Here is a 23,860-nt window from a genome sequence, read left to right on the forward strand (position 1 = left end):
TGCACCAAGTTACAAGAATCCCGGCAAACTGTCCTCAGCAGGCACACGGGGGTGCACCCACCAAAAACCATTCACCAATTCATAAAAAATCGGTGTCAACAAACATGGCACACTATTGAGTTCTCAAACAACAGACAGCTAACGATTCCGAGCAATCTTCGAATCTTTCAATTCGTTTTCTTTTTGCTTTTCTTTCGTTGCTACATATCTAATTTATTCGTCCGTTTGTTCGTTGTCAAATCGAGGTTTTCGGTTTGATTTCGACCATTCGGCCTCCCCGCCCTCATTTTCCCGGTTCGAGGCGTGCAAAAGACGCTCGAAATCATCGGGATATTTGAAGGGGTTCGGTCGCTGTCCGAGAGGCTTTCGCTTCCCGTGTCCGCTGCAGTAGCGGCGGCGACAAGAGAAAACACTACACGCGCCGGGCGGTGTCCGCAAATCGGCTTGTCCCGGCCCTCCTACATGGGGCAACCGCCCCGGATCCCCGGAACTCCGTGGGTTTTGCCGCTGCGGCGCCCCCCATTCTTCGACCGCCGGCAAGCAAGAAGGCCGGCCCGTCTGACGTGATTCACGTCTCGACGGACCGGCCTTCTCCCGTGCCGGGCCGGCCAGCGGTCCCGGGGCAGACCCTGCGAGTCAGGAGGTCACTTCGACCATCGCCAGGTTCTTCTTGCCGCGCCGCAACAACAGGTAGCGGCCATGGAGCAGGGCCGCCGGTTCAACAACTGCATCGACGTCGGAGAACTTCTGGTTGTTGACGTAGGCACCTCCTTCTCCGACGGTGCGGCGGGCAGCGGATTTCGATTCGGACAACCCAGTGGCCACCAGCAGGTCGATCACCGACAGCGCATCCGCGGAAACCTGTGCACTGGGCAATTCAGCAGTTGCCGCCACCAGCAGGTCCTCGTCGAGTTCCTCGAGCGCACCCTGGCCGAACAACGCAGCCGAAGCCGCAATGACCTTGTCCGTGGCTTCCTCTCCATGGACGAGAGAGGTGACATCGTAGGCCAGCTGCCGTTGGCCGGCCCGGGCAAAGGGGCGTTCCGCCAGTTCGCGCTCGATGGCTTCGATTTCCTCGCGCGTACGGAAGGTGAACACCTTGAAGCGGTTGACCACATCCGCGTCGGCGGTGTTGAGCCAAAACTGGTAGAAGGCGTAGGGGCTGCACATCTCGGCATCGAGCCAAATGGCGTTGCCCTCGCTCTTGCCGAACTTGCTGCCGTCCGAGTTGGTGATCAGTGGTGTGCCGTAGGCGTGCACCGAGGCGCCTTCGACCTTGCGGATTAATTCGGTTCCACTGGTCAGGTTTCCCCACTGGTCGGATCCACCCGTCTGCAGCCGACAGGCGTACTCGCGGTAGAGCTCCAGGTAGTCCATGCCCTGCAGGATCTGGTAGCTGAATTCGGTGTAGCTGATGCCCTCGTCGCTGTTCAGGCGGGAGGCCACGATGTCCTTCTTGACCATGGTGCCCACACGGAAGTGCTTTCCGATCTCACGCAGGAAGTCGATGGCGCTCATCGGCGCCGTCCAGTCCAGGTTGTTCACGATCCGCATGGCGTTGTGGCCCTCGGTGGAGAGGAACCAGCTGACCTGGCGCTGTAGGCGGCCCACCCATTCGTTGACGGTTTCCTTGGTGTTCAGCACGCGTTCGGCCGTCTGTCGTGGATCACCGATCAGGCCGGTGGAGCCACCGACCAGGCCCAGGGGACGGTGTCCCGCCAACTGCAGCCGGCGCATGTTCAGCAGTTGGACGAGATTGCCCAGGTGCAGCGAGGCCGCCGTCGGGTCGAATCCGCAGTAATAGGTGATCGGCTCCCCCGCGAGCATCTGTTCCAGCTCGGCTTCGTCCGTGGAGACGTGGACCAGGCCACGCCACTTCAGTTCCTGCCAGATGTTGGGGAAGGAGGGATCATTCTGCTGTCCCGCAATCGCGGGATTCAATTCACTGACTGACACGCAATTAAACCTAGCAGCATGCCACCGTGGATCAGTCCCCGGATTCGATTCCGGCGGGAATGTTGCCTTCGGCCAGCACATGCAGCCGTTGGGTCGCCCGGGTCATCGCGACGTACAGGTCCCCCACGCTGCCCCCCGCCTCCTCGACGATCTCCTGGGGCTCGAGGACCAGGACCACATCGAATTCCAGTCCCTTGGCCTGGGTGGCTGTCGTGACCACGATGTCCTGGTCCAGGGCCCCGGAGCCGCTGCCGACGCGGCGTCCGTATTCGCCCACGACGGTCGCACGCACGTCGTCGATCCGGTGGGTCGGGACGATGACGGCAACCAGCCCCCCGTCGGCGATGCGGATTTCGGTGGGCAAGGCGGCCATGGTGGCGGAGACCAGCTCCCCGGTCCCGATGCGGTCGACCACCGGGGGCCATTCCCCGTCGCGCACCGCCTTTGGCGTCGACACCGCCAGACCCGCTTCCTGGGCCATGCGCGCTGCTGCCTCGGCGATCTGGACGGGGGTCCGGTAGTTGACGGTCAGTTCCTCGAGCGTGAAACGGCTTCCGACGAACGGCTCCATCGCCGCCGACCAGCTACCGACGCTCGCGGCCGAGCTGGCCTGGGCGATATCTCCGACCACCGTGAAGGACTTCAGCGGGCACCGGCGCATCAGCAGGCGCCATTGCATCGGCGAGAGTTCCTGGGCCTCGTCGACAACGACGTGCCCGTAGGCCCAGTTGCGGTCGCTGGCTGCCCGTTCGGCGGCGCTGAGACGCTGTCCGGTCTCCTCATTGAGGTTCGCCAGTTCCTCGGCGCTGACGGAGCCGTCGATGCCGATCTCCGCCAACGTGGCGCTGACGTTCTGGAGCGCCTGCTCCGCATTCGCCAGATCGCGCTTGCGGCTCGCCTCGGCCTGGGCCTGTTCCCGCCCGACCGAGGCATCGAACGCGCCCAGCAGTTCGGCGGCTTCGTCCAGGAGAGGGACATCGGCTTCGGTCCACGGAGCATCGGCACCGCGCAGCAGGGCCCGGCGTTCGGCATAGGCCATCTCGGGGGCTACCGCCGCGAGGATTTCGGGCTTGGAATAGAGGTCGCCGACGAGCTTCTCCGCGCTCATGGGCATCCAGCAGAGGTTCAGGGCGATGCGAACATCCCGGGAGGCCCGGACGTCCTCCAACAGGTAGGAGCGGTCGGCCGCGTTGCCGGTGCCCGAGGACTCCTCGAGCTTCTCCTGCAACTGGTCGGCGAGTTCGCGCAGCATGACCTTGACGAATGTCGCCCGCGCTTCGTTGTACAACTTGCCCGTGGCCCGGGCTTTGTCCTGGGCGCGGCGGACCTGGCGCGGGGTGATCGTCAGCGGGGTTCCCTCCACGACCACCCGGCGGGGCCCGTTGGGCACGCGCTGGCGGTTGGCGACCGCCCGGGCAATGACCTCGGCCATGCCCAGCTGGCCCTTGATGCGCGCGGCTTCGCGATCGTGTTCCGGCACGGCGTTGATGCCGGGCATCAGCCGCCCCACGGAGGACATGACAACCCCGGTTTCACCCAAGGACGGCAGGACGCGTTCGATGTAGCGCATGAAGGCCGTGGAGGGCCCGACCAGGAGCACGCCTGCTGATTTCAGCCGTTCGCGGTGTTCATAGAGCAGGAAGGCGGCCCGGTGCAGGGCAACGGCCGTCTTGCCGGTGCCGGGGCCACCCTGGACGACCAGGACGCCGGGCAAGGGCGAGCGGATGATGCGGTCCTGTTCGGCCTGGATGGTGCTGACGATGTCGGCCATGTGGCCGGTCCGCCGGCTGGACAGGGCGGCCAGGAGCGCGCCCTCGCCCTGGTGGGAGGTTCCCTCGGCCAGCAGTTCGGGGTCCAGCACGTCGTCCTCGAGGGCCACGACGTTGCGGCCCTTGAGGATCAGGTGGCGGCGGCGGCGCACGCCGTGGCGTTCGAAGGCGGTGGCCTGGTAGAAGGCCCCGGCCTCGGGGGCGCGCCAGTCGACCAGGAGCCGGCTCTGGTCCTCGTCGGTCATCCCGATGCGCCCGATGTAGTGGCTGGGCGCGTCGCCATTATCGCCGGGTCCCTCCAGGTCGAGGCGGCCGAACACGAGGCGGTCCTCGACGGCGTTCAACTGGGCCAGGCGGTCCTCGTAGAGGTTCGCGAACGAATCCCGCTCGGAGATGTTCTGCAGCGATCCCTGCGCCCCGCCGCGCCGGACCCGGGCCAGCTGCTCGGTCTTCTCCGCGCGCAGCGCATCAAGGCGCCGGTACAGCCGTGAGACGTAGGCACGCTCCCGCTCGAGTTCTGGCGCGGGTGAGGGTGACTGCGGCATGGAATCCTCCTGGTGCGAAATGGCAGGCCGACAAGTCTACCGGTTGCCCGGTCCCCCGTTGGCGCGTGGTGCTCAGACTTTTTGCAGCGACACGACGTGGTGCCCGTCCAGGCGCCGGCGTCCGCCGAGCGCTTCGAGCTCCAGCACGACGCCGATGCCCGCGACTTCCGCCGAGGCCTTCTGCAGCAGGGCCACGGCCGAGCTGATGGTGCCGCCGGTGGCCAGCACGTCATCGAGGACCAGGACCCGGGTGCCGGGTGCGACGTCGTCGCGGTGCAGTTCCAGTGTCGCGGTGCCGTACTCGAGGGTGTACTCCTCCGAATGGACGGCCCGCGGCAGCTTGCCCTTCTTGCGGATCGTCACCATGCCGGTGCCGCTGGCATAGGCAGCGGCGGCGGCCAGGACAAAGCCCCGGGCCTCGAGGCCGGCCACGGCGTCAAAGGTCCCCGCGAAGGGCGCGATGATCTCGTCCACCATCCGCCGCAACCCCTCGGCGTCGGCGAAGGCGGGCGTGAGGTCCTTGAAGGACACCCCGGGCTGCGGGTAGTCGGGGACGATCGCACAGAGGCGGTCCAGGAGTTCGGGCATGGTCTCGGTCGTGGAATGCACCCATCCACTCTAGTCGGTGCCGGCAGCCCTTCCAGCCGGTTTCCTGCGGCGACGCGGCGTGGCCGCGCGGTAGGCCGATACCGATTCCTCGCCGTCGAGCCAGAACCGCCAGGGGTAGTCGGTGCTGCCCCCGGGGCCGGCGACGCCGACCCGTGGTCCGGTCTTCACCCCCGACGGCGCCAGGGCGGGCAGCGGCGACAGGGTGGCCCTGGGTCCCGGGGAGGCACCGCCGTCGTGCCCGGTCCCCGCGGGCCTGGTGCCGGGGTACTGCGTGTCGAGGTGCATCCCGTCGCTGGACAGGTCCAGGCCGAGCGCCTGGGCGAGCTTGGCCGGGCCATTGGCGAGGTCCCGCGCCCGGGCGGGGTTCCGCCGTCGTTCCCGGGCCCTCTGCTCCCCCGCGACGATTTCCCCGCCGCGCAGCAGCACCGCCGAGGCCCGGCCCTCGGTGCCGCAGACGATGTTGGCGCAGTGGTGCATTCCGTAGGTGAAGTAGCAATACAGCGTCCCGGGCGGGCCGAAGAGCGAGGCGTTGCGGGCCGTACGGCCGCGGAAACCGTGGGAGCCGGGGTCAGACTCGCCCTCGTACGCCTCGACCTCGGTGATCCGGACCGCGACGGCTGACCCGTCCCGGTGCACGGTGAGCACGGTGCCCAGCAGCAGCGGGGCCACCTCCAGTGCGGTGCGAGCCAGCTGCGGGTCCGTGCCGGTCACGGTGCGGTGGCCAGCCCTGAGGGCCAGGGCAGCAGCTCGGGCAGGTCGACGCTGTCGGCCGAGGCGGTCGCGCGGACCGGCCCGGAGGGTTCGCGGCCGGCGAGCCAGGCGGCGAGGTCGAACTCCATGCCGGTGACGACGTAGCCGGTGGCCCCCTCGCCCAGTGTGTCGCCCAGCGTCAGGGGCGGGCGTCCGGTGGGCTGCAGGAGCAGGCGCGCATCGGAGGGCACGCGCAGGGACAGGAAGTCGAAGAGGTGGGCCGAGAATTCCGTGGGCCAGTCGGCGAGCGTCGCCGTGGTGCCCAGGTCGGTGGCGTGGATGAGGACCTCGCGCCAGGCGGCCAGCACGCAGTCGGTGACGGTGCCCTCGCCGCGGAAGCTGGTCGCGGCGTCCCAGCCGCCGGCGGGGATGTCGGTGATGGCCTCGTCGAGCAGGTCCAGCCCCTGGCGGACCTGGGCCGCAAGTGCGGCGGGCTGCTGCAGGGCGCCCAGCTCGATCCGCTCGTTGCGGCCGTCGACCCCGCCGTCGTAGAAGCCGATGCGTTCGCCCCGCGCGGCGTAGGCCAGCTGCCGGGCCAGGGCGCGGGACACCCCGTCGAGGTGGGCCAGCAGCTGGGCGTTGCTCCAGCCAGGCAGGGAGGACGGGGCGGCGAAGTCCCCGGAGGCGAGCGCGCCGAGCGCGGTGCGGGCCTGGGCGGTGGCGTCGTGGACGGCAGCGGCCAGCGACGTGGTGGTGGGCTGTGTCATGACAGCAGACTACCGCCGTCGTCCAGCGGGGACGACGGCGGTAGCTGTGGTGGTGGTGCCGGGTCAGGCGGCGAAGTCGCGCAGCGGTTCCAGCTGCTCCTTCAGTGCGGCCAGCTGTGCGGCGACGGCTGATGGCGCCGTGCCGCCCTGCGAGGAGCGCGAACCCAGCGAGCCGGCGGTGCTCAGAACCTCGCGGACCGCGGGGGTCAGCTCCGGGGAGATCGCGGCGAATTCCCCGTCCGTCAGGTCCCAGAGTTCGACACCGCGCGATTCGGCCTGGCGGACCGCCGCTCCGGAGAGCTCGTGCGCGTCGCGGAACGGCACGCCCTGGCGGACCAGCCATTCGGCGATGTCGGTGGCCAGGGCGAAGCCCAGCGGGGCCAGCTCGGCCATGCGCGGCGTGTTGAACTCCAGCGTGGCGATCATCCCCGAGACGGCCGGAAGCAGCAGCTCCAGGGTGTCGGTGGCGTCGAACACCGGCTCCTTGTCCTCCTGCAGGTCCCGGTTGTAGGCCAGCGGCAGGCCCTTGAGCGTGGCCAGCAGCCCGGTCAGGTCGCCGATCAGGCGCCCGGCCTTGCCGCGGGCCAGCTCGGCGACGTCGGGGTTCTTCTTCTGCGGCATGATCGACGAGCCCGTGGAGTACGAGTCGTGCAGCGTGACGAAGGAGAACTCCTTGGTCGCCCAGAGGATGACCTCCTCGGAGATCCGGGACAGGTCCACCCCGATCATCGCGGCAACCCAGGAGTACTCGGCGAAGACATCGCGCCCGGCGGTGCCGTCGATCGAGTTCCAGGTCGCCGAATCGAAGCCCAGGTCGGCGGCGACGGCGTTCGGGTCAAGCCCCAGCGAGGATCCGGCCAGGGCGCCGGAGCCGTACGGGGAGACCGCGGCGCGGCGGTCCCAGTCGGCCAGCCGCTGCACGTCGCGCAGCAGGGCCCAGGCATGGGCGAGGAGGTGGTGTCCCAGCAGCACCGGTTGGGCGTGTTGCAGGTGGGTGCGGCCCGGCATGGCCGCCTCCGGGTGCGCTTCGGCCTGCTCGATCAGCGCGTCGATGGTGGCCAGCACGCCGGCCGCGATGACCCGGGCGTGGTCGCGCAGGAACATCCGTCCCAGCGTGGCGATCTGGTCGTTGCGCGAGCGTCCGGCGCGCAGCTTGCCGCCCAGTGCCGGACCGGCGCGTTCGATCAGGCCGCGCTCGAGCGAACCGTGCACGTCCTCGTCGGAGTCCGCGGCGGTGTAGGTGCCGTCGGTGACGTCGGATTCGAGCTGGTCCAGCGCGGCGATCATGCCCTGCAGCTCGGCCTCGTCCAGCAGGCCGGCGGTGTGCAGGACGCGGGCGTGGGCGCGGGAGCCGGCGATGTCGTAGCGGGCCAGCCGCCAGTCGAAGTCGGTCGACTTGCTCAGGGCCGCGAGGGCGTCCGCGGGGCCGCCGGAGAACCGGCCGCCCCACAGTGCGCCCTCGTTGGTGCCGTGTGCCTCGGGCATGGCTACTTGCCCTCGGCCACGCGCTCGTCGCGCTCGGTGGCGACCTTGGCCGAGAGGCCGAAGATGTCGATGAACCCGCGGGCGCTGGACTGGTCGAAGGCGTCGCCGGTGTCGTAGGTGGCCAGGTCGAAGCGGTACAGCCCGGTCTCCGAGCGGCGGCCCTCGACGACGGCGCGCCCGCCGTGCATGACCATGCGGATGTCGCCGTTGACGTAACGCTGTGTGTCGGCCACGAACGTGTCCAGCGAGCGCTTCAGCGGGGAGAACCACTGGCCGTCGTAGACCAGTTCGCTCCACCGCTGGGAGACGGTGGATTTGAAGCGGGCCTGCTCGCGCTCGACGGTGATGTTCTCGAGGTGCTTGTGGGCCTCCATGAGGGCCATGGCGCCCGGGGCCTCGTAGATCTCGCGGGACTTGATTCCCACCAGGCGGTCCTCGACGATGTCGATCCGGCCGATGCCCTGGGCGCCGGCGCGCCGGTTCATCTGCTCGATGGCCTCCAGCGGGGTGACGGCCACGCCGTCGATGGCCACCGGGATGCCCTCGCGGAAGGTGACGGTGACCTCGTCGGGTGCCGGCGGGAACTCCGGGGAATCGGTGTAGCTGTAGACGTCCTTGGTCGGGGCGTTCCAGATGTCCTCGAGGTAGCCGGTCTCCACAGCGCGGCCCCAGACGTTCTGGTCGATCGAGAACGGGTTCTTCTTGGTGGTCTCGATCGGCAGGTTGTTCTTCTCCGCGTAGTCGATGGCCTTGTCGCGGGTGAGGGCCAGGTCGCGGACCGGGGCGATGCACTTCAGGTCCGGGCCGAGGGTCTGGATGCCGACCTCGAAGCGGACCTGGTCGTTGCCCTTGCCGGTGCAGCCGTGGGCGACGGTGGTTGCGCCGAACTGCTTGGCGGCGGTGACCAGGTGCTTGACAATGACCGGGCGGGAGATCGCCGAGATCAGCGGGTAGTGGTCCTGGTAGAGGGCGCCGGCCTGCAGGGTGGGCATGCAGTACTCGTTGGCGAACTCGTCGCGGGCGTCGGCCACGTAGGCCTCGACGGCGCCGCAGCCCAGGGCGCGGTCGCGGACGGTTTCGAGGGATTCCCCGCCCTGTCCGACGTCGACCGCCACGGCGATGACCTCGGCGCCGGTGGCTTCGCCGATCCAGCCGATGGCCACGGACGTATCCAGGCCGCCGGAGTAGGCCAGGACAATGCGTTCCTTCACGGTGTTCTCCTCTGGGAATGGGGACCGGCGCTGCTCCGCGTCCGGCATATTCGTTTCTTATTCATTAGTCTACATAATTATGCAGCCTATGCAATGTGCGCTCCGATGGCCGGTAGGCTGGCGACCATGAACGAGCCAGCAGAACAGCCCGCAGACCAGCCGACGCCGGAACTCACCGACGAGGAACTGGCTTTCCTTCATTCCACCTTCGACCTCGCCCGTCAAGGTGAAGCCGCGAAGCTCCTGGCACTGATCGAGCAGGGGCTGCCGGCGGACCTGACCGACCACAAGGGCGACACGCTGTTGATCCTGGCCTCCTACAACGGCCACAACGAGCTGGCCCGCTCCCTGGTCGAGCGCGGGGCGACCGTCGACCGGCTCAACGACAAGGGCCAGTCGGCGCTGACCTGCGCCGTGTTCCGGCAGAACGAGGAGCTGACGCGGTTCCTGCTGGAGGCCGGCGCCGACCCACGGCTCGGCCAGCAGAACGCCCTGGCCGTCACCGAGATGTTCGACCTGCCCGCCATGCGCGAACTGATCGACGGATACCTCGGGAACGGGAACGACGGCGACACCACCCCGCCGGCGCCGGTCGCCTAGCGCCCTTGGCCCTGGACCTGCCCCGCCCCGGCCGCATAGCCCTCGGCCGCCCGCTTGATGGCGGCCAAGTGGTCCTCCCAGGCCGCGCCCAGGCGGTCCAGGTGCTCCCGCGCCGGGGCCAGGCCCGCGGGGACCACGGCGAAGCGCACCTCCCGGCCGTGGCGCTGCCGGGAGACCAGTCCCGCGTCCTGCAGGACCGCCAGTTGCTGGGCCACCGCCTGCCGGGTGATGCCTACTGCAGGGTGCAGCTGGGAGGCCGTTGCCGGGCCGGCGGCGAGCAGATCAAGCAGCCGCTGGCGGACCGGGTCGCCCAGGGCCGCGAAGACCGCCGCCGCGCCGGGACCGCTCACGCGGCCGCCAGGTGGCTGCGGGCCACCTGCAGCTCCTGGTCCCACCCGGCACTGTTCTCCTCGACGGCGCGCCGTCGCTCGTCCGCGCTCCCGGGCAGGCCCGCGAAGCCGCTCTCGGTCACGGTTAGCCGCACACCGCCCCCGCGCAGGTCCTCGATGCGGAATTCCACCAGCGTCGCCTCCTGGGTGTCGGCTCCTCCCCCGGGTGTGCCGCCGAGCCAGCGGAAGGCGGCGTAGCGCGGTGGTTCCAGCGTTTCCGTGCGGAGGGCGAAGGCCCCGTGGACGGGATCGTGGACGGTGGCGACGCCCCCGTCGACCTCGATGCGGTGCACGCGGTACTCGCCGTCGTTGATGAACCAGCCCGGTTCCGAGACCAGGGCCCAGACGCGCTCGGCGGGCGCGTCGATGTCGATCGAACGGGTGATGCTGTCGGGAAGGTTCTCGTCCATGGCCCTGGCCTCTCGTCGGTGCCCGGCAGGTGCCGGACTTGATGTGCAAGTAAATGCTTGCACATCAGGCCGGCGAGGACAAGGGCCGCGGGGACAAGGCCCCGGCGCACGAGTGCGGCGCCCTGCTACTGCGGCCCCTGCTACTGCGGGTTCGCCAGCTCCAGGAAGCGCGCGGCCACGTCGGCGCCGCCGTCGGGATCGCGGGTGATCAGCATCACGGTGTCGTCCCCGGCGATGGTGCCCAGAACGTCGGGCATGACCGAGTGGTCGATCGACAGGGCCAGGAAGTTGGCCGCCCCGGGCGGGGTCCGCAGGATCACGATGTTCGCCGAGGCCTCCGCGGTGACGATCAGGTCGGCCGAGAGCTTGGCCAGGCGGGCATCCAGCACCTCCTGGGTGATGCCGGTCTGGGGGGCACGGTCCCCGCCCTCGGAGCGCAGTGCGTAGACCAGTCCGCCCTCGGTCCCGCGGACCCGGATGGCTCCGAGCTCGACGAGGTCCCGGGACAGCGTGGCCTGGGTGACCTGCACGCCGTCGGCCGCCAGCAGCGAGGCCAGCTCCGCCTGGGAACGCACCGACCCGGCGCCGAGGATGGCCTTGATGCGCGCCTGCCGGGCGATCTTCGTGGTGGGCTGGCTGCCCGCTGGGACGCTCATCGTCGGGCCCCGTCCCCGATGCCGGCGACCTCGGCCTGTCCGGAGGCGGCCATGAGCCAGGCCATGAGGGCCTTCTGGGCATGCAGGCGGTTTTCCGCCTCGTCCCACACCACCGACTGGGGACCGTCGATGACCTCGGCGGCGATCTCGTATTCGCGGTAGGCGGGCAGGCAGTGCAGCACGATCGCATCGTCGGCGGCGTGCGCCATGGCCGCCTCGTCGACGCGATAGGCGCCGAAGAGCTCCACGCGTTGGGCCTTCTCGTCCTCCTGGCCCATGGAGACCCAGGTGTCGGTGGCGACGACGTCGGCTCCGGACAGCGCCTGGGCGGCGTCGGTGGTGATCGTCACCGATCCGCCGGTCTCGGCGGCGCGGGCCCGGGCGGCGGTGACCACTGCCTCGTCGGGAAGGTACCCCTCGGGTCCGGCGATGCGCACGTCCATGCCCGCCGTCACCCCGGCCAGCAGGTAGGAGTTGGCCATGTTGTTGGCGGCATCGCCCAGGTAGGCCATGGAGAGCCCGGCCAGGGCCCCCTTGTGTTCGCGGATGGTCAGCAGGTCGGCCAGCAGCTGGCAGGGGTGGTAGTCGTCGGAGAGCGCGTTGACCACCGGGACGTCGCTCTGGGCGGCCATCTCCTCCAGGCCGGCCTGGGCGTAGGTGCGCCAGACGATCGTGGAGACCATCCGCGAGAGTACGCGGGCCGAATCGGAGATCGACTCCTTGTGGCCCAGTTGCGATTCGCCGGCGTTGATGACCAGCGGGGATCCGCCGAGTTCGGTGATCCCGGCGGCGAAGGAGACACGGGTGCGCGTGGAGGTCTTGTCGAAGAAGACCGCGACGGTCTGCGGTCCCGCGTAGGGCCGGTAGCCGTAGCGGTCGGACTTCATTGCCGCGGCCAGGTCCAGGACCTCGGCCTGCTCCGCCTGGGTCAGGTCGGTGTCGACGAGGAAATGGCGGACGGTGGGGGTGCTCACGTGGGGTTCTCCTGTGCGGTGGCGGTGGCGTAGAGCCCGGGCAGGGCTTCGATGAAGCGCTGCAGCTGCCCGGCGGTGACGATCAGCGGCGGGGCCAGGCGCAGCGACGCCGGTCCCGTGGAATTGAGGATGAAACCGGCCTCGAGCCCGGCACGCACCACGGCGGGGGCGGCCTCGGCGGCCAGGTCGAACCCGACGAGCAGGCCGTGGGCCCGCACATCGGAGACGAAATCGAGGGCCCCGAGCCCGGTGGTGAGCAGCTGGTCCATCTCGCGGACGTGGGCCAGCAGCCCCTGGGTCTCGATGACATGCAGGGTCGCCAGGGCCGACGCGGTGGCCGCCGGGTTCCCGCCGAAGGTAGTGCCGTGCTGCCCGGCCGAGAGCAGGGACGAGGTCCGTTCCCCGAAGGTCAGCAGGGCCCCGATCGGGAAGCCGCCGCCCAGGCCCTTGGCCAGTGTGATGGCATCGGGCTCGATGCCCTCGGAGGCGAACCACGCCCCGGTCCGGCCGATGCCGGTCTGGACCTCGTCGATCACCAGCAACGCGCCGGCAGCGCGGGTGATCTCCCGGGCCGCCTGCAGGTAGCCCTCGGGGTAGCCGCGCACCCCGGCCTCGCCCTGGATCGGTTCGATGAAGACGGCGCAGACACTCTCGTCGACCGCGGCGCGCAGCGCCTCGACGTCTCCGGCGGGCACCCATTCCACTCCCCCGGGCAACGGTTCGAAGGGCTCGCGGTAGGCCTGCTTCCACGTCAGGGCCAGGGCGCCCATCGAGCGGCCGTGGAAGGCGTTTTCGAGCGCGATGATGCGCGTGCGCGGCGTGCCGGTGCCGGCCCCGTCGTTGCGCCGGGCGAGCTTGAACGCGGCCTCGTTGGCCTCGGTCCCGGAGTTTGCGAAGAAGACCTTCGACCCGGCCGGCGCCTGGGCCAGCGCCAGCAGCTTCTCGGCCAAGGCGATCTGCGTGGGGCTGGTGAAGAAGTTCGAGACGTGCCCCAGGGTGGCCAGCTGGCTGGAGACCACGGAGGTGAGGAACGGGTGCGCGTGGCCCAGCGCGTTGACCGCGATGCCGCCGAGCAGGTCCAGGTACTCGCGTCCATCGGCGTCCCAGACGACGCAGCCGGATCCGCGCACCAGCACGCGTTGCGGGGTGCCGAAGACGCCCATCAGCGAGGCGTTGTAGCGCTCGGTGAGCTCGGCGGAGTGCAGGCCCTGCAGCTGGGACAGTTCGCCGGCCTCGGCCAGCGGGTACGACGGCGGTGTGCCGGTGCCGTGCTCGGGTTGCGGTGCGGGTGTGCTCATGGCTGTTCCTCCGGGACGACCTGGGTGCCGACGCCGGCGGAGGTGAAGACCTCCAGCAGCATCGAGTGGGGTTGGCGCCCGTCGACGATGTGGGCGCGTTCGACGCCTTCCTCGACGGCCTGGAGGCAGGCCTCCATCTTGGGGATCATGCCCGATTCCAGCCGCGGCATCAGCCGGCGCAGTTCGGTGGCCGTCAACGAGGAGACCAGCGAGGACCTGTCGGGCCAGTCCGAGTAGAGGCCCTCGACGTCGGTGAGGATGACCATCTTGGAGGCCCCCAGGGCCGAGGCGACCGCGGCGGCGGCGGTATCGGCGTTGACGTTGAGCACCTGGCCGGTCGGCTCGCCGTCGTCCCCCACCTCGGGGGCGATCGTGGAGATGACCGGGATGCGCCCGGCGCCCAGCAGGTCGACCAGGGCGCGCGGTTCCACGCCGGTGACCTCGCCGACGAGGCCGAGGTCCACGGCCTCGCCGTCGACGACCGTCCCCGTCCGGACGGCCCGGAGCAGGGCGCCGTCCTCGCCGGAGAGCCCGACCGCATACGGGCCGTGCGAGTTGATCAGGCCGACCAGTTCGCGTCCGACCTGGCCGGTGAGCACCATGCGCACGACGTCCATGGCCTCGGGGGTTGTCACGCGCAGACCGCCGCGGAATTCGGACTCGATGCCCAGGCGTTCGAGCATGGAGCTGATTTGCGGGCCTCCCCCGTGGACGACGACGGGGTGGATCCCCACGTGGTGCAGGAAGACGATGTCCTCGGCGAAGGCCCGGCGCAGGTCGTCGTTGACCATGGCGTTGCCGCCGTATTTGACGACCATGGTGGTTCCGGCGAAGTGCTGGATCCACGGCAGCGCCTCGATGAGCGCCTCGGCCTTGCGGTGCGCGGTGTCCCAGGCATCGCCCGAGAGCGTTTCCGGGGGGCCGGCGGGGGTTTCGGTGTTCATGGTCGTCCTAGCTGGAGTATGCGGAGTTCTCGTGCACGTAGTCGTGGGTGAGGTCGTTGGTCCAGATGGTGGCCTCGGTGGTGCCGGCGTTGAGGTTGACCTCCACGAGCACGTCCCGGCCGGAGAGGTCGACCAGGGACCGGTCCTCTCCGATGCCACCGGAGCGGCAGACCTGCACCCCGTTGATGGCCACGTCCAGCCGGTCGGCCTCGAAGGCGGCGCCGGTGGTGCCCACGGCGGAGAGCACGCGGCCCCAGTTGGGGTCCTGGCCGAAGATCGCGGTCTTGAACAGGTTGGACCGGGCCACGGCGCGGGCGACTTCCTCGGCGTCGTCCTCGGAGGCGGCGTTGAAGGCGCGGATGCTGATCTCGTGGGCCGCCCCCTCGGCGTCGGCGATGAGCTGGCGGGCCAGGTCGGTGCAGAGCCCGGTGAGCCCTGCGGTGAATTCGGCGGTGTCGGGGCGGGTGCCGGAGGCCCCGGAGGCCAGCAGGATGACGGTGTCGTTGGTGGACATGCAGCCGTCGGAGTCGGCGCGGTCGAAGCTGACCCGGGTGGCCGCGCGCAGGGCGGTGTCCAGTTCGGCCGGTTCCAGCTCCGCGTCGGTGGTGATGACCACGAGCATGGTGGCCAGCCCGGGGGCGAGCATTCCGGCGCCCTTGGCCATGCCGCCGATGACGTATCCGGTCCCGGCGAAGCCGGCCTGCTTGGCCACGGTGTCGGTGGTCATGATCGCGGTGGCCGCGGCAGCACCGCCGTCGTTCCTCGAGCCCTCGCCCAGGGCGGTGGAGGCGGCGGTGATGCCGGCGTGGATTTTGTCCATGGGCAGTTGTTCGCCGATGAGCCCGGTGGAGCAGACCAGCACGTCCCCGGCGCTGATGCCCAGTGCCGCGGCCGTGGCCTCGGCGGTGGCGTGGGTGTTCTGGAAGCCCTGGGGGCCGGTGCAGGCGTTGGCGCCGCCGGAGTTGAGGATGACGGCGTCGGCCCGGCCGTCGCCGATGGCCTGGCGTGACCAGTGCACCGGGGCCGCGGCGACGCGGTTGGAGGTGAAGACGGCGGCGGCGTGCTTCAGTGGTCCGTCGTTGACGACCAGGGCGAGGTCGGGCGTGCCGGAGGCCTTGAGCCCGGCGGTGACGCCGGTGGCCCGGAAGCCGGAGGCGGCGGTCACGCCCTGGCCGGCGGGCGCGGCGGCTGGCGGCTGGTGTCCTGCGGGGGTGGTCATGGTGCGATGCCTTCCAGTTCGAGTCCGCGGGTTTCGGGCAGTCCCAGGGCGATGTTCATGGACTGCACGGCGCCGCCGGCGGTGCCCTTGACGAGGTTGTCGATGGCGCAGACCACGATGACGCGGCCGGCGTGTTCGTCGTAGGCCAGCTGCACGGTGGCGTGGTTGGAGCCCTGGACGGCCTTGGTGGCCGGCCATTGGCCCTCGGGCAGCAGGTGGACGAAGGGCTCGTCGGCGTAGGCGGCCTCCCAGGCCGCGCGCAGCGTCGCGGCGTCGGTGCCGGGCTTGACGCGTGCGGTGGCGGTGGCCAGGATGCCGCGGGCCATCGGGGCCAGGGTCGGGGTGAAGGAGACGCTGACCGGTTCGCCGGCGGCGGCGCCGAAGCCCTGTTCCATTTCCGGGGTGTGGCGGTGTCCGCCGCCCACCCCGTAGGGGCTCATCCCGCCCATGACCTCGGAGCCGAGCAGGTGGGGCTTGAGCGACTTGCCGGCCCCCGAGGTCCCGGAGGCGGAGACGATGACGACGTCGTGGGCCTCGAGCAGGCCGGCGGTGAAGCCCGGGACCAGGGCCAGCTGGGCGGAGGTCGGGTAGCAGCCGGGGACGGCGATGCGGGTGGCGCCGCGCAGCTTCGCGCGGTGGCCGGGCAGTTCGGGCAACCCGTAGGGCCAGTGCCCGGCGTGGTCCCCGCCGTAGAACTTCTCCCAGGCGGCCGGGGATTCGAGCCGGTGGTCGGCCCCGGCGTCGATGACGAGGGTGTCGGCCGGCAGCTGCGCGGCGATCGCCGCGCTGGCCCCGTGCGGCAGGGCGAGGAAGACGACGTCGTGCCCGGCCAGCTGTTCGGCGGTGGTGTCCACCAGGGTGCGGTCGGCGAGCGCGTGCAGGTGCGGCTGCAGGGCCCCGAGCCGCTGGCCGGCGTTGCTGTGCGCGGTGATGGCCCCGATGGTCACGTCGGGGTGGTGGGCGAGCAGGCGCAGCACCTCGCCGCCCGCATATCCACTGGCCCCGGAAACGGCTACCGAAATACTCATGGGGGCAGTCTACAACGAAGTTATGCACTATGGCTAATAATTATTCATCGCGGGTTCCGGTGTCGCCGCGGGCTGCGGGCTGCCGACCGGACGGCCTACAGTGAGGTCAACGACCGCACACGAAGGAGTCCACCATGCCCTATGCCCTGCAGGTCCCCCACGCGGGTGGCCCCGACGTCTTCGAACGCGTCGAGGTCGACCGGCCGGTCCCCGGGCCCGGCCAGCTGCTGGTCCGCGTCGCCGCAGCCGGGGTCAACTTCATTGAAACCTACCAGCGCTCCGGCGTCTACCAGGTCTCCTATCCCCTCGTGCCCGGATCCGAGGGCGCGGGAACCGTGGAGGAGACCGGGCCGGACGTGACCGGGTTCTCCGTCGGCGACCGCGTGGCCACGGCCGAGGGGTCGGGCAGCTACGCCGAGTACATGCTGCTCGACGCGGACAAGGCGCTGCCCGTCCCCGAGGGCGTCTCCGACGAGGTGGCCGCCGCCCTGCCGCTGCAGGGGATGACCGCCCACTACCTGATCAACAACAGCTACCGCGTCCAGCCCGGCGACACCGTGCTGACCTACGCCGGCGCCGGCGGGGTCGGCCAGCTGCTCATCCAGCTGCTCAAGCTCCGCGGCGCCACGGTCATCACCACCACCTCCACCCCCGAGAAGGCCGAGCTGGCCCGGGCCGCCGGGGCCGACCACGTGCTGGCCTACGACGAGGTCCCCGACCGGGTGCGCGAGCTGACCGGCGGGCGCGGCGTGGAGGTGGTCTACGACGGCATCGGCAAGGAAACCTTCGAGGGCTCGCTGGACGCCCTGCGCACGCGCGGCACCCTGGTCCTGTTCGGCGGGGCCTCCGGGCAGGTCCCCCCGTTCGACCTGCAGCAGCTCAATGCCCACGGATCACTGACGGTGACCCGGCCCAAGCTCGTGGACTTCCTGCTCGACGCCGACGAACGGACCTGGCGCTCCTCCGAGCTGTTCGGACTCGTCGCCGACGGCACGCTGAAGGTCGACGTCGGCGAGCGCTTCGCCCTGGAAGACGCCGGAGCCGCCCACACAGCGCTCGAATCGCGCGCCACCACCGGCAAGGTCATCCTGGTCCCCGGCCACGGAGAGGTCCGCAGCTGACCATGACAGGGAACGACGACGGGGCGCAGCCGGCCCCCGATGGCTGGCGCCCGGTGCTGGCGGCACTGGCCAACGCCGAGCAGCGGCTGCTGCTGGCCGAGGTGATCACCGCGGAGGCACGCCGCCAGGGCACGACGGTCCCGGACCGGCGGCGGGAGAAGGGGCTGGCCCGGCTCGCGGCCGCGGGCCTGCTGGCCGCGGACGGGGAGGATGGCTGGCGGGTCGATGCCGCCGGGTTGCGTGCCCTGCTCGCCGCCCCGGCCGCCGGCGTCCGCCCCTCCTCAGGCGACGACGTCGTCGACCGGTTCGTTCGCGAGGGCCGCATCCACACCTACCCGGCGAAGCCCGGCCCGCGCCGACAGCTGCTGGAGTGGGCCGCCCAGCAGGCCCTCTCCCCCGCCGAGGAGCTCTCCGAAGCGGAGGCCACCGACCGGCTCGGGCACCTCACCGCCGACCCGGTGGCGTTGCGCCGCTACCTCGTCGACGCCGGGCTGGTGTCCCGCTCCCCCGACGGTTCGGGCTACCGCCTGGCGGGCACGACGCAGGACACCCCCGGCGGATCCCCAGCGGAGCCAGCCGGGGCCGCCGGCTCCGAGGCCACAGGGCCGGAAGCCACGGCACCGGAAGCCACCGCCGACGCCGACGGCGCGGCGGCGGCAGCGGCCCGCGCCGCTGGACTCGAGGTATCGGCCACCCGCCACGGGCGCGTCAACAGCCTCGCCGAAGCCGCCGCGGCCCGCGGCATCGACCCGCGCGACCTCATCAAGACCCTGGTCATCCGCCGCAGCGGGGACGACCACGTCTTCGTCCTGGTCCCCGGGGACCGGACGTTCTCCTGGCCCAAGCTGCGCGCCCTGCTGGGCACCAACCGGCTTTCCATGCCCGACGCCGCCGAGGCGAAGGACGTCACCGGGTACGAACGCGGGACGATCACCCCGTTCGGTTCCGCCCGCGCGCTGCCGGTCTACGCGGACCGGGAGATGACCGGACGCACCATTTCGATCGGCGGCGGTGCGCACGGCGTGGGCCTGACCCTGGACGCCGACGAGGCGCTCCGGGCCCTGGACGCCACGGTCGCGGACCTCTCGGACCCGCCAGTGGTCTGAAGCCGCCGCGTGACCAGATTCTCAGCGCCGCATTCACCTTTCACGCGAGGTCGGCGGCTATTCCGCAATCGTCGTCAGGTGTTGGGCTTCCATAACGCCAAATCTTCCCAGTTTCGGGGGAATCCCATACTGAGGTATGGCGATACGAGATCAGCTCCATCTTCGGCACGCACGTCGACGTGGAACTTTCTCAACTGTGTTTTGAAGGCCAGGGGCCATGCCGAGCCGCTGGAGTGCGACGTGAGCACGAACGCCAAACAGGCTGCATAGATATATAGCCGCTGCTTCGGTTTCGGCGTTGCAGTGAACTCAGCGGCGAGTAGATGCTCCAGCATGTCCCCACTCGTCTGGTGGGGGCCCAAGGAAAATGCGCGCTTGAATACTCTGTTGAAAAGACGTGGGCCATGGGCGCTTGCATTTCGAAAATCGACCATCATGCGAATGACGACTCCGAACATTCGCGGATGCGTGAAACCAAAAGACTGAGCAACGGCCCGTGCGTCTGATGAAACCATGAGATCAAAGAGATAAGGCAAGCTGCCGAAACTCAAAACCTCAGTCACAGCCCAAACGGGAACCTCTTGCCGTGGATATTTCAACAAGTGATGTGTCAGGAAATCCTCATCTTCGGCCGCCGCTCGAACAGCCTGACGGCAAGTTTCAACCCAAGCCTCAAACTTGGTAGTTTCACCTTTTGGCTGATTGCATTTCTGCCGATCGAGGCACTCGACCGACACATGTGCCGCGACGTCCTTGGCTGCGAGGGTGTGGGCAATGGACGCCCTCAGCCGAACTTCGAAGTCCAGTAGTCCTTCCAGGCAAACGCGCCCCAGCTTAAAGTCGAATGCCTCCAGCTTCATCACGTGTTCAATACTGGCACCCGGGACATAAGTGTCCCTTCTGTACTGACGCAGACGTTCGTCGACGTCTTCCGGTGCGAGATGCTCGCGGAACACATACCGATAGGCAGCGGAGCGGAAGTAGCCCACACGCGTCAGGCAATCGAGCGCAACCCGACGGTCTGGAACTTCAAGGCCCATGGTTTCAAGTCTTTGGAGGAGCTCTCTGCGGTCTTGAAATTCCTTCGTGTAATCCACGCTTCACCGTCCACCGCGGAACGAAAATCGTCCCCTTGAGCCGAAGCTCAGAGGGGGACGATGTCTGATGTCTAGAACCTAGCACATTCTGCTGACGCTGGGCATGTCCCCCGTGCCCCTGCGTCAACGCGACGGTTGCCGACCTCTCGGATCCGCCCGGTGCTTGAGCCGCCCCCCGGACCACGGAGACCGGCCCGGGAAAGCCCGCCGACGGCATACAGGGCAGGAACCTCCCGGCTGGGAGTCTCCTGCCCCGTCGTCGTATCCGATGCCGGTCAGCGCTGGATGGCGCCGAACTTCTCGGCGGCCGCGGCGACAGCCGCAGCACGCGACGCGGAGGCCTCGTCGGCGGTCAGCGTCCGGTCGGCGGCGCGGAAGCGCAGGCCGAAGGCCAGCGACTTCTTGCCCTCCTCAATGCCCGGGCCCTGGTAGACGTCGAACAGGGCGACGTCTTCGAGCAGCTCGCCAGCGCCCAGACGCAGGGTCTCCAGCACGTCCCCGGCGACGACGTCCCGGTCCACGACCAGAGCCACGTCCTGGGTGGAGAGCGGGTAGGTCGACAGCGGCCGGGCCACGACCAGGTCGGCTGCGGCCTCGAACAGGGCGTCGGCGTCGAGCTCCATGGCCACGGTGCGTGCCGGCAGGTCCAGCTCCGCGAGCAGCTTCGGGTGCAGCTCGCCGGCGAAGCCGAGGTGTTCGCCGGTGCGCAGCGACAGGGCTGCGGTGCGTCCCGGGTGGAACGCCTGGTGGCCTCCCTGGGAGACGACGATCTCCACGCCGAGGATGTCCCCGACCAGGCGGGCCACGTCCAGGGCCGAGGCCCAGTCATGGGCGCGCGGCGTGGAGCCGGCGGCCGGGGCCGCGTCGTGGCCGAAGAGCACGGCGCCGATGTGCAGGGGCTGGTCAGGCAGGCCGGCATCCAGCCCGTCCAGGACCTCGTCGGAGGGACGCACGCCCAGGGGCGGGATCGCCGGCGTCCCGAGCGTGTCCCCGGGCAGGTACACCAGCCCGGCCTCGTAGACGGCGAGGTCGCGGAACCCGCGCGAGAGGTTCCGGCGGGCGGTCTCCAGCAGCCCGGGCAGGATGCTCGTGCGCAGGAACCCGAACTCGGCCGAGAGCGGGTTGGCCAGCTTCACCGCGGCCACGTCCTGCCCGGCGGTCGCCGTGCCGAACGTGTCGTTTTGCGCCGCGGAGGCGAACGGGTAGCTGAGCACCTCGACCAGGCCGGCGTCGGCCAGGCCCTGCAGCACGCGGCGGCGTTGCTGCTGGGTGCGGGTCAGTCCGCGGCCGGGAGGGGCCACCGGCAGGGTCGCGGGGATCTTGTCGTAGCCGACGAGGCGGGCGATCTCCTCCACCAGGTCCTCGCGGATGCGCAGGTCCGGGCGCCAGGACGGCGCGGTGACGCGCAGTCCGCCGGTGACCTCCTCGACGGTGGCACCCAGATCCGCCAGCGTGGCCTGGACCTGTTCGGGGGTGTAGTCGACGCCGATCAGCCGGGAGGCGAAGCCCTCGGGCAGGTCGATGACCGCCGGTTCCGGCCGGGTGCCCGCATCGGTGGCGGTGTCATCGGCCGTGCCGCCCGCCAGCTCGACGAGCAGCTCGACGGCCCGCTGGGCGGCCTCGTCGGCGACCTCCCAGTCGACGCCGCGCTCGAAGCGCTTGGACGCCTCCGACGGCAGCTTGTGGCGGCGGCGGGAGCGGGCGATGGCGATGGGGCTGAAGTGCGCCGCCTCGATGAGCACGCGCGTGGTCGTCGCGGACACCTCGGTCTCCGCACCACCCATCACGCCGGCGACGCCGATGGGACCGCGGTCGTCGGCGATGACGACGTCCTGCTCGTGCAGGGTGCGGACCTTGTCGTCCAGGGTCTGCAGCTGCTCGCCCGCCGCAGCCCGGCGCACGACGATGTCACCGCGGAGCGCGTCGGCGTCGTAGAAGTGCAGGGGTTGGCCGAGCTCGAGCATCACGTAGTTGGAGATGTCCACGACCAGCGAGATCGAGCGCATCCCGGCCAGGCGCAGGCGCGAGGCCATCCACGGCGGGGTCGGGCGCGTGGCGTCCACGCCGGTGACGGTCCGGGCGACGAAGCGGTCGCAGCCCGGCGCCGCGTAGGCACCGGCGTCGTCGGCGATCCGCACCGGGTATCCGGGCCCCGAGGCGGCGGGAACGGTGATGCCGGCGGCCGGATCCGTGAAGGACGTTCCGGTGGCATGGGCGTATTCGCGGGCCACCCCGCGGATCGAGAAGCAGTAGCTGCGGTCCGGGGTGACGTTGATTTCGGCGGCCTGGTCGTACAGGCCCAGCAGCTCCATGGCGTCGGAGCCGACCTCGGGGTCCAGCCCCAGGGTGGAGAGGACCAGGATGCCGTCGTGGTCCTCGCCGATGCCCAGCTCGCGGACCGAGGCGATCATGCCGGCGGAGAGGTGGCCGTAGGTCTTGCGGGCGCTGATGGCGAAGTCCCCGGGCAGCACGGCGCCGGGCAGGGTCACCACGACCTTGTCGCCCTCGGTGAAGTTGTGCGCGCCGCAGACGATGCCCTGCACGCCCGAGGGGTCGATGCCCTCGTGGGTCAGGGTCTGCGGCTGGCCCTCGGGCACCACGCGGACCTGGCACCAGTTGATGGTCTTGCCGTTGGACTGGGGTTCCTTCACCAGCGACAGGACCTGGCCCACCACGATGGGCCCGGAGATGGTGTCGGTGGGACGGTGGACGTCCTCCTCCTCGAGGCCGACCTTCACCAGGTCGGCCATGACGTCTTCGGCCGTGGCGTCGGCCGGTACCTGCGCGTATTCGCGCAACCAGGACAGGGGAATGCGCATGTCTAGATCTCCATCCCGAAGTGTTCGCTGAAGCGGATGTCGCCCTCGATCATGTCGTGCATGTCCGGGACGTCGTTGCGGAACATGAGCGTGCGCTCGATGCCCATGCCGAAGGCGAAACCGGAGTAGACCTCCGGGTCGACGCCCGCGGCGCGCAGCACGTTGGGGTGCACCATCCCGCAGCCGCCCCACTCGATCCACGCCGGTCCGCCCTTGGCGCCGGGGTGGAAGATGTCCATCTCGGCCGACGGCTCGGTGAAGGGGAAGAAATTCGGGCGCAGCCGGATGGCGGCTTCGGCGCCGAACATCTGCCGGGCGAAGTGCTCCAGCGTGCCGCGCAGGTCGGCCATGGTCAGGCCCTTGTCCACGGCCAGGCCCTCGAACTGGTGGAAGACCGGGGTGTGGGTGGCGTCGAGTTCGTCGGTGCGGAAGGTCTTGCCGGGGCAGAGCACGTAGACGGGCAGGTCGCGTTCGAGCAGCGAGCGCATCTGCACCGGGGAGGTGTGGGTGCGCAGGACCAGGTGCGATTCGGGCGGGTCGACGAAGAACGTGTCCTGCATTTCGCGGGCCGGGTGGTCCGGGGCGAAGTTCAGGGCGTCGAAGTTGAACCATTCGGATTCGACCTCGGGGCCCTCGGCGATTTCCCAGCCCATGCCCACGAAGATGTCGGATACGCGCTCGGACAGGGTGGAGAGCGGGTGCCGGGCACCGGCACGACGGCGGTGCGGGGCCGCCGTGACATCGACGGCTTCCTCGACGAGGATGCGGGCCGCGTGTTCCTCCTCCAACACGGTCGTCCGTGCGGCGAGCGCCTTGTTGACGCGGCCGCGGGCGGCGCCCATCAGCTTGCCGGCGGTGGCCTTCTCCGACTTGTCCAGCTGGCCGATCGCGCGGTTGGCCAGCGACAGCGGGGACTTCTCCCCGGTGTGGGCCAGCCGGGCCGTCTTGAGGGCCTCGAGGTCGCCGGCGGAGGCGAAGTCCGCCAGGGCCGCGTCGACCGCCGCCTGGACGGCGGCCTCGTCGGTGGGATGCGGGGCCGTGGTCGCGGCCTCGGGGGAACCACCGGTGGGTGGGGTGGGTTCTGGCATGGCAGTGGGCAGCCTTTTCACGAGGGTGGTGTCCGGTTTCTGCAACCAGTCTAGTAGTTCGCCCGCATGGGCCCGAATG

At 69.9% G+C, this 23,860-nt stretch carries 21 protein-coding genes and 1 pseudogene; 4 read left to right on the forward strand and 18 right to left on the reverse strand.

Annotated elements, in window-relative coordinates:
- Window positions 1–636 precede the first annotated feature (636 nt).
- The 7 genes from tyrS to AB8M85_RS16490 form a co-directional block, all read right to left on the reverse strand.
- Complete coding sequence (gene tyrS, locus AB8M85_RS16460) at window positions 637–1,956, reverse strand: tyrosine--tRNA ligase (RefSeq protein WP_372699923.1); 1,320 nt, start codon at window positions 1,954–1,956, stop codon at window positions 637–639.
- A 31-nt stretch (window positions 1,957–1,987) separates the two neighbouring features.
- Window positions 1,988–4,270, reverse strand: a complete 2,283-nt coding sequence (locus AB8M85_RS16465; RefSeq protein WP_372699924.1) for a UvrD-helicase domain-containing protein — start codon at window positions 4,268–4,270, stop codon at window positions 1,988–1,990.
- A 72-nt stretch (window positions 4,271–4,342) separates the two neighbouring features.
- Window positions 4,343–4,858: an adenine phosphoribosyltransferase gene (locus tag AB8M85_RS16470; RefSeq protein WP_372700009.1), complete on the reverse strand. Its 516-nt coding sequence runs from the start codon at window positions 4,856–4,858 to the stop codon at window positions 4,343–4,345.
- A gap of 30 nt (window positions 4,859–4,888) precedes the next feature.
- Window positions 4,889–5,590, reverse strand: a complete 702-nt coding sequence (locus AB8M85_RS16475) for a DNA-3-methyladenine glycosylase (RefSeq protein WP_372699925.1) — start codon at window positions 5,588–5,590, stop codon at window positions 4,889–4,891.
- Window positions 5,587–6,336 (reverse strand): maleylpyruvate isomerase family mycothiol-dependent enzyme, encoded by a 750-nt coding sequence (locus tag AB8M85_RS16480; protein WP_372699926.1) that lies wholly within the window; start codon window positions 6,334–6,336, stop codon window positions 5,587–5,589. The genes AB8M85_RS16475 and AB8M85_RS16480 overlap by 4 nt, the downstream gene beginning before the upstream one ends.
- 63 nt (window positions 6,337–6,399) lie before the next feature.
- Window positions 6,400–7,821, reverse strand: coding sequence for an argininosuccinate lyase (gene argH, locus AB8M85_RS16485; RefSeq protein WP_372699927.1), 1,422 nt, complete (start codon window positions 7,819–7,821; stop codon window positions 6,400–6,402).
- A 2-nt stretch (window positions 7,822–7,823) separates the two neighbouring features.
- Entirely contained in the window at window positions 7,824–9,032 is a 1,209-nt protein-coding gene (locus AB8M85_RS16490) for an argininosuccinate synthase (protein ID WP_372699928.1), read from the reverse strand.
- A 126-nt stretch (window positions 9,033–9,158) separates the two neighbouring features.
- Between AB8M85_RS16490 and AB8M85_RS16495 the strand changes: the two genes are divergently transcribed.
- On the forward strand, window positions 9,159–9,632 hold the full coding sequence (locus AB8M85_RS16495) for an ankyrin repeat domain-containing protein (RefSeq protein WP_372699929.1): 474 nt from the start codon (window positions 9,159–9,161) through the stop codon (window positions 9,630–9,632).
- Here the strand turns inward: AB8M85_RS16495 and AB8M85_RS16500 are convergent.
- The 8 genes from AB8M85_RS16500 to argC all read right to left on the reverse strand — a co-directional run bounded on the left by AB8M85_RS16500 (window position 9,629) and on the right by argC (window position 16,550).
- Window positions 9,629–9,982 (reverse strand): ArsR/SmtB family transcription factor, encoded by a 354-nt coding sequence (locus AB8M85_RS16500; RefSeq protein ID WP_372699930.1) that lies wholly within the window; start codon window positions 9,980–9,982, stop codon window positions 9,629–9,631. The two genes, AB8M85_RS16495 and AB8M85_RS16500, sit on opposite strands and share 4 nt — an antisense overlap.
- Window positions 9,979–10,431, reverse strand: a complete 453-nt coding sequence (locus AB8M85_RS16505; RefSeq protein WP_372699931.1) for an SRPBCC domain-containing protein — start codon at window positions 10,429–10,431, stop codon at window positions 9,979–9,981. The genes AB8M85_RS16500 and AB8M85_RS16505 overlap by 4 nt, the downstream gene beginning before the upstream one ends.
- A gap of 140 nt (window positions 10,432–10,571) precedes the next feature.
- Window positions 10,572–11,087 (reverse strand): arginine repressor, encoded by a 516-nt coding sequence (locus AB8M85_RS16510; RefSeq protein ID WP_372699932.1) that lies wholly within the window; start codon window positions 11,085–11,087, stop codon window positions 10,572–10,574.
- A complete protein-coding gene (gene argF / locus AB8M85_RS16515) occupies window positions 11,084–12,061 on the reverse strand; it encodes an ornithine carbamoyltransferase (RefSeq protein ID WP_372699933.1) in 978 nt (325 codons plus the stop codon). Before argF ends, AB8M85_RS16510 begins: the two co-directional genes overlap by 4 nt.
- Window positions 12,058–13,359, reverse strand: a complete 1,302-nt coding sequence (locus AB8M85_RS16520) for an acetylornithine transaminase (protein ID WP_372699934.1) — start codon at window positions 13,357–13,359, stop codon at window positions 12,058–12,060. The genes argF and AB8M85_RS16520 overlap by 4 nt, the downstream gene beginning before the upstream one ends.
- A complete protein-coding gene (gene argB / locus AB8M85_RS16525) occupies window positions 13,356–14,303 on the reverse strand; it encodes an acetylglutamate kinase (RefSeq protein ID WP_372699935.1) in 948 nt (315 codons plus the stop codon). Before argB ends, AB8M85_RS16520 begins: the two co-directional genes overlap by 4 nt.
- A 7-nt stretch (window positions 14,304–14,310) precedes the next feature.
- The gene (argJ, locus tag AB8M85_RS16530) at window positions 14,311–15,522 is read right to left on the reverse strand and encodes a bifunctional glutamate N-acetyltransferase/amino-acid acetyltransferase ArgJ (protein WP_372699936.1); all 1,212 of its coding nucleotides are present in this window, start codon (window positions 15,520–15,522) and stop codon (window positions 14,311–14,313) included.
- Entirely contained in the window at window positions 15,519–16,550 is a 1,032-nt protein-coding gene (gene argC, locus AB8M85_RS16535; RefSeq protein WP_372699937.1) for an N-acetyl-gamma-glutamyl-phosphate reductase, read from the reverse strand. Before argC ends, argJ begins: the two co-directional genes overlap by 4 nt.
- 134 nt (window positions 16,551–16,684) lie before the next feature.
- On the opposite strand from argC, the gene AB8M85_RS16540 reads away from it, so the two are divergent.
- The 3 genes and pseudogenes from AB8M85_RS16540 to AB8M85_RS16550 all read left to right on the forward strand — a co-directional run bounded on the left by AB8M85_RS16540 (window position 16,685) and on the right by AB8M85_RS16550 (window position 18,777).
- Window positions 16,685–17,671 (forward strand): quinone oxidoreductase, encoded by a 987-nt coding sequence (locus tag AB8M85_RS16540; protein ID WP_372699938.1) that lies wholly within the window; start codon window positions 16,685–16,687, stop codon window positions 17,669–17,671.
- A gap of 2 nt (window positions 17,672–17,673) precedes the next feature.
- Window positions 17,674–18,186 (forward strand): annotated as a pseudogene (locus tag AB8M85_RS16545) (DUF2087 domain-containing protein); the annotation flags it as partial.
- A 12-nt stretch (window positions 18,187–18,198) separates the two neighbouring features.
- Window positions 18,199–18,777, forward strand: a complete 579-nt coding sequence (locus AB8M85_RS16550) for an aminoacyl-tRNA deacylase (RefSeq protein WP_372700010.1) — start codon at window positions 18,199–18,201, stop codon at window positions 18,775–18,777.
- Between the two features lie 74 nt (window positions 18,778–18,851).
- Here the strand turns inward: AB8M85_RS16550 and AB8M85_RS16555 are convergent, their stop codons facing one another.
- The 3 genes from AB8M85_RS16555 to pheS form a co-directional block, all read right to left on the reverse strand.
- Entirely contained in the window at window positions 18,852–19,874 is a 1,023-nt protein-coding gene (locus AB8M85_RS16555; RefSeq protein WP_372699939.1) for an Abi family protein, read from the reverse strand.
- 275 nt (window positions 19,875–20,149) lie between these two features.
- Window positions 20,150–22,693, reverse strand: coding sequence for a phenylalanine--tRNA ligase subunit beta (pheT, locus tag AB8M85_RS16560; protein ID WP_372699940.1), 2,544 nt, complete (start codon window positions 22,691–22,693; stop codon window positions 20,150–20,152).
- Between the two features lie 2 nt (window positions 22,694–22,695).
- Window positions 22,696–23,781, reverse strand: coding sequence for a phenylalanine--tRNA ligase subunit alpha (pheS, locus tag AB8M85_RS16565; RefSeq protein WP_372699941.1), 1,086 nt, complete (start codon window positions 23,779–23,781; stop codon window positions 22,696–22,698).
- Window positions 23,782–23,860: the final 79 nt, after the last annotated feature.

Source organism: Arthrobacter sp. JSM 101049 (assembly GCF_041679245.1).
In the GTDB taxonomy this organism is placed as follows: Bacteria; Actinomycetota; Actinomycetes; order Actinomycetales; family Micrococcaceae; genus Arthrobacter_H.

Bases quoted from the DNA above. Each gene is read 5' to 3' on its own strand.
- AB8M85_RS16510 (WP_372699932.1), bottom strand. From the start codon at position 11,087: ATGAGCGTCCCAGCGGGCAGCCAGCCCACCACGAAGATCGCCCGGCAG.
- argH (WP_372699927.1), bottom strand. From the start codon at position 7,821: ATGCCCGAGGCACACGGCACCAACGAGGGCGCACTGTGGGGCGGCCGG.
- AB8M85_RS16470 (WP_372700009.1), bottom strand. From the start codon at position 4,858: ATGCCCGAACTCCTGGACCGCCTCTGTGCGATCGTCCCCGACTACCCG.
- AB8M85_RS16540 (WP_372699938.1), top strand. From the start codon at position 16,685: ATGCCCTATGCCCTGCAGGTCCCCCACGCGGGTGGCCCCGACGTCTTC.
- argJ (WP_372699936.1), bottom strand. From the start codon at position 15,522: ATGACCACCCCCGCAGGACACCAGCCGCCAGCCGCCGCGCCCGCCGGC.
- AB8M85_RS16505 (WP_372699931.1), bottom strand. From the start codon at position 10,431: ATGGACGAGAACCTTCCCGACAGCATCACCCGTTCGATCGACATCGAC.
- pheS (WP_372699941.1), bottom strand. From the start codon at position 23,781: ATGCCAGAACCCACCCCACCCACCGGTGGTTCCCCCGAGGCCGCGACC.
- pheT (WP_372699940.1), bottom strand. From the start codon at position 22,693: ATGCGCATTCCCCTGTCCTGGTTGCGCGAATACGCGCAGGTACCGGCC.
- argB (WP_372699935.1), bottom strand. From the start codon at position 14,303: ATGAACACCGAAACCCCCGCCGGCCCCCCGGAAACGCTCTCGGGCGAT.
- AB8M85_RS16465 (WP_372699924.1), bottom strand. From the start codon at position 4,270: ATGCCGCAGTCACCCTCACCCGCGCCAGAACTCGAGCGGGAGCGTGCC.
- AB8M85_RS16495 (WP_372699929.1), top strand. From the start codon at position 9,159: ATGAACGAGCCAGCAGAACAGCCCGCAGACCAGCCGACGCCGGAACTC.
- argC (WP_372699937.1), bottom strand. From the start codon at position 16,550: ATGAGTATTTCGGTAGCCGTTTCCGGGGCCAGTGGATATGCGGGCGGC.
- AB8M85_RS16480 (WP_372699926.1), bottom strand. From the start codon at position 6,336: ATGACACAGCCCACCACCACGTCGCTGGCCGCTGCCGTCCACGACGCC.
- AB8M85_RS16520 (WP_372699934.1), bottom strand. From the start codon at position 13,359: ATGAGCACACCCGCACCGCAACCCGAGCACGGCACCGGCACACCGCCG.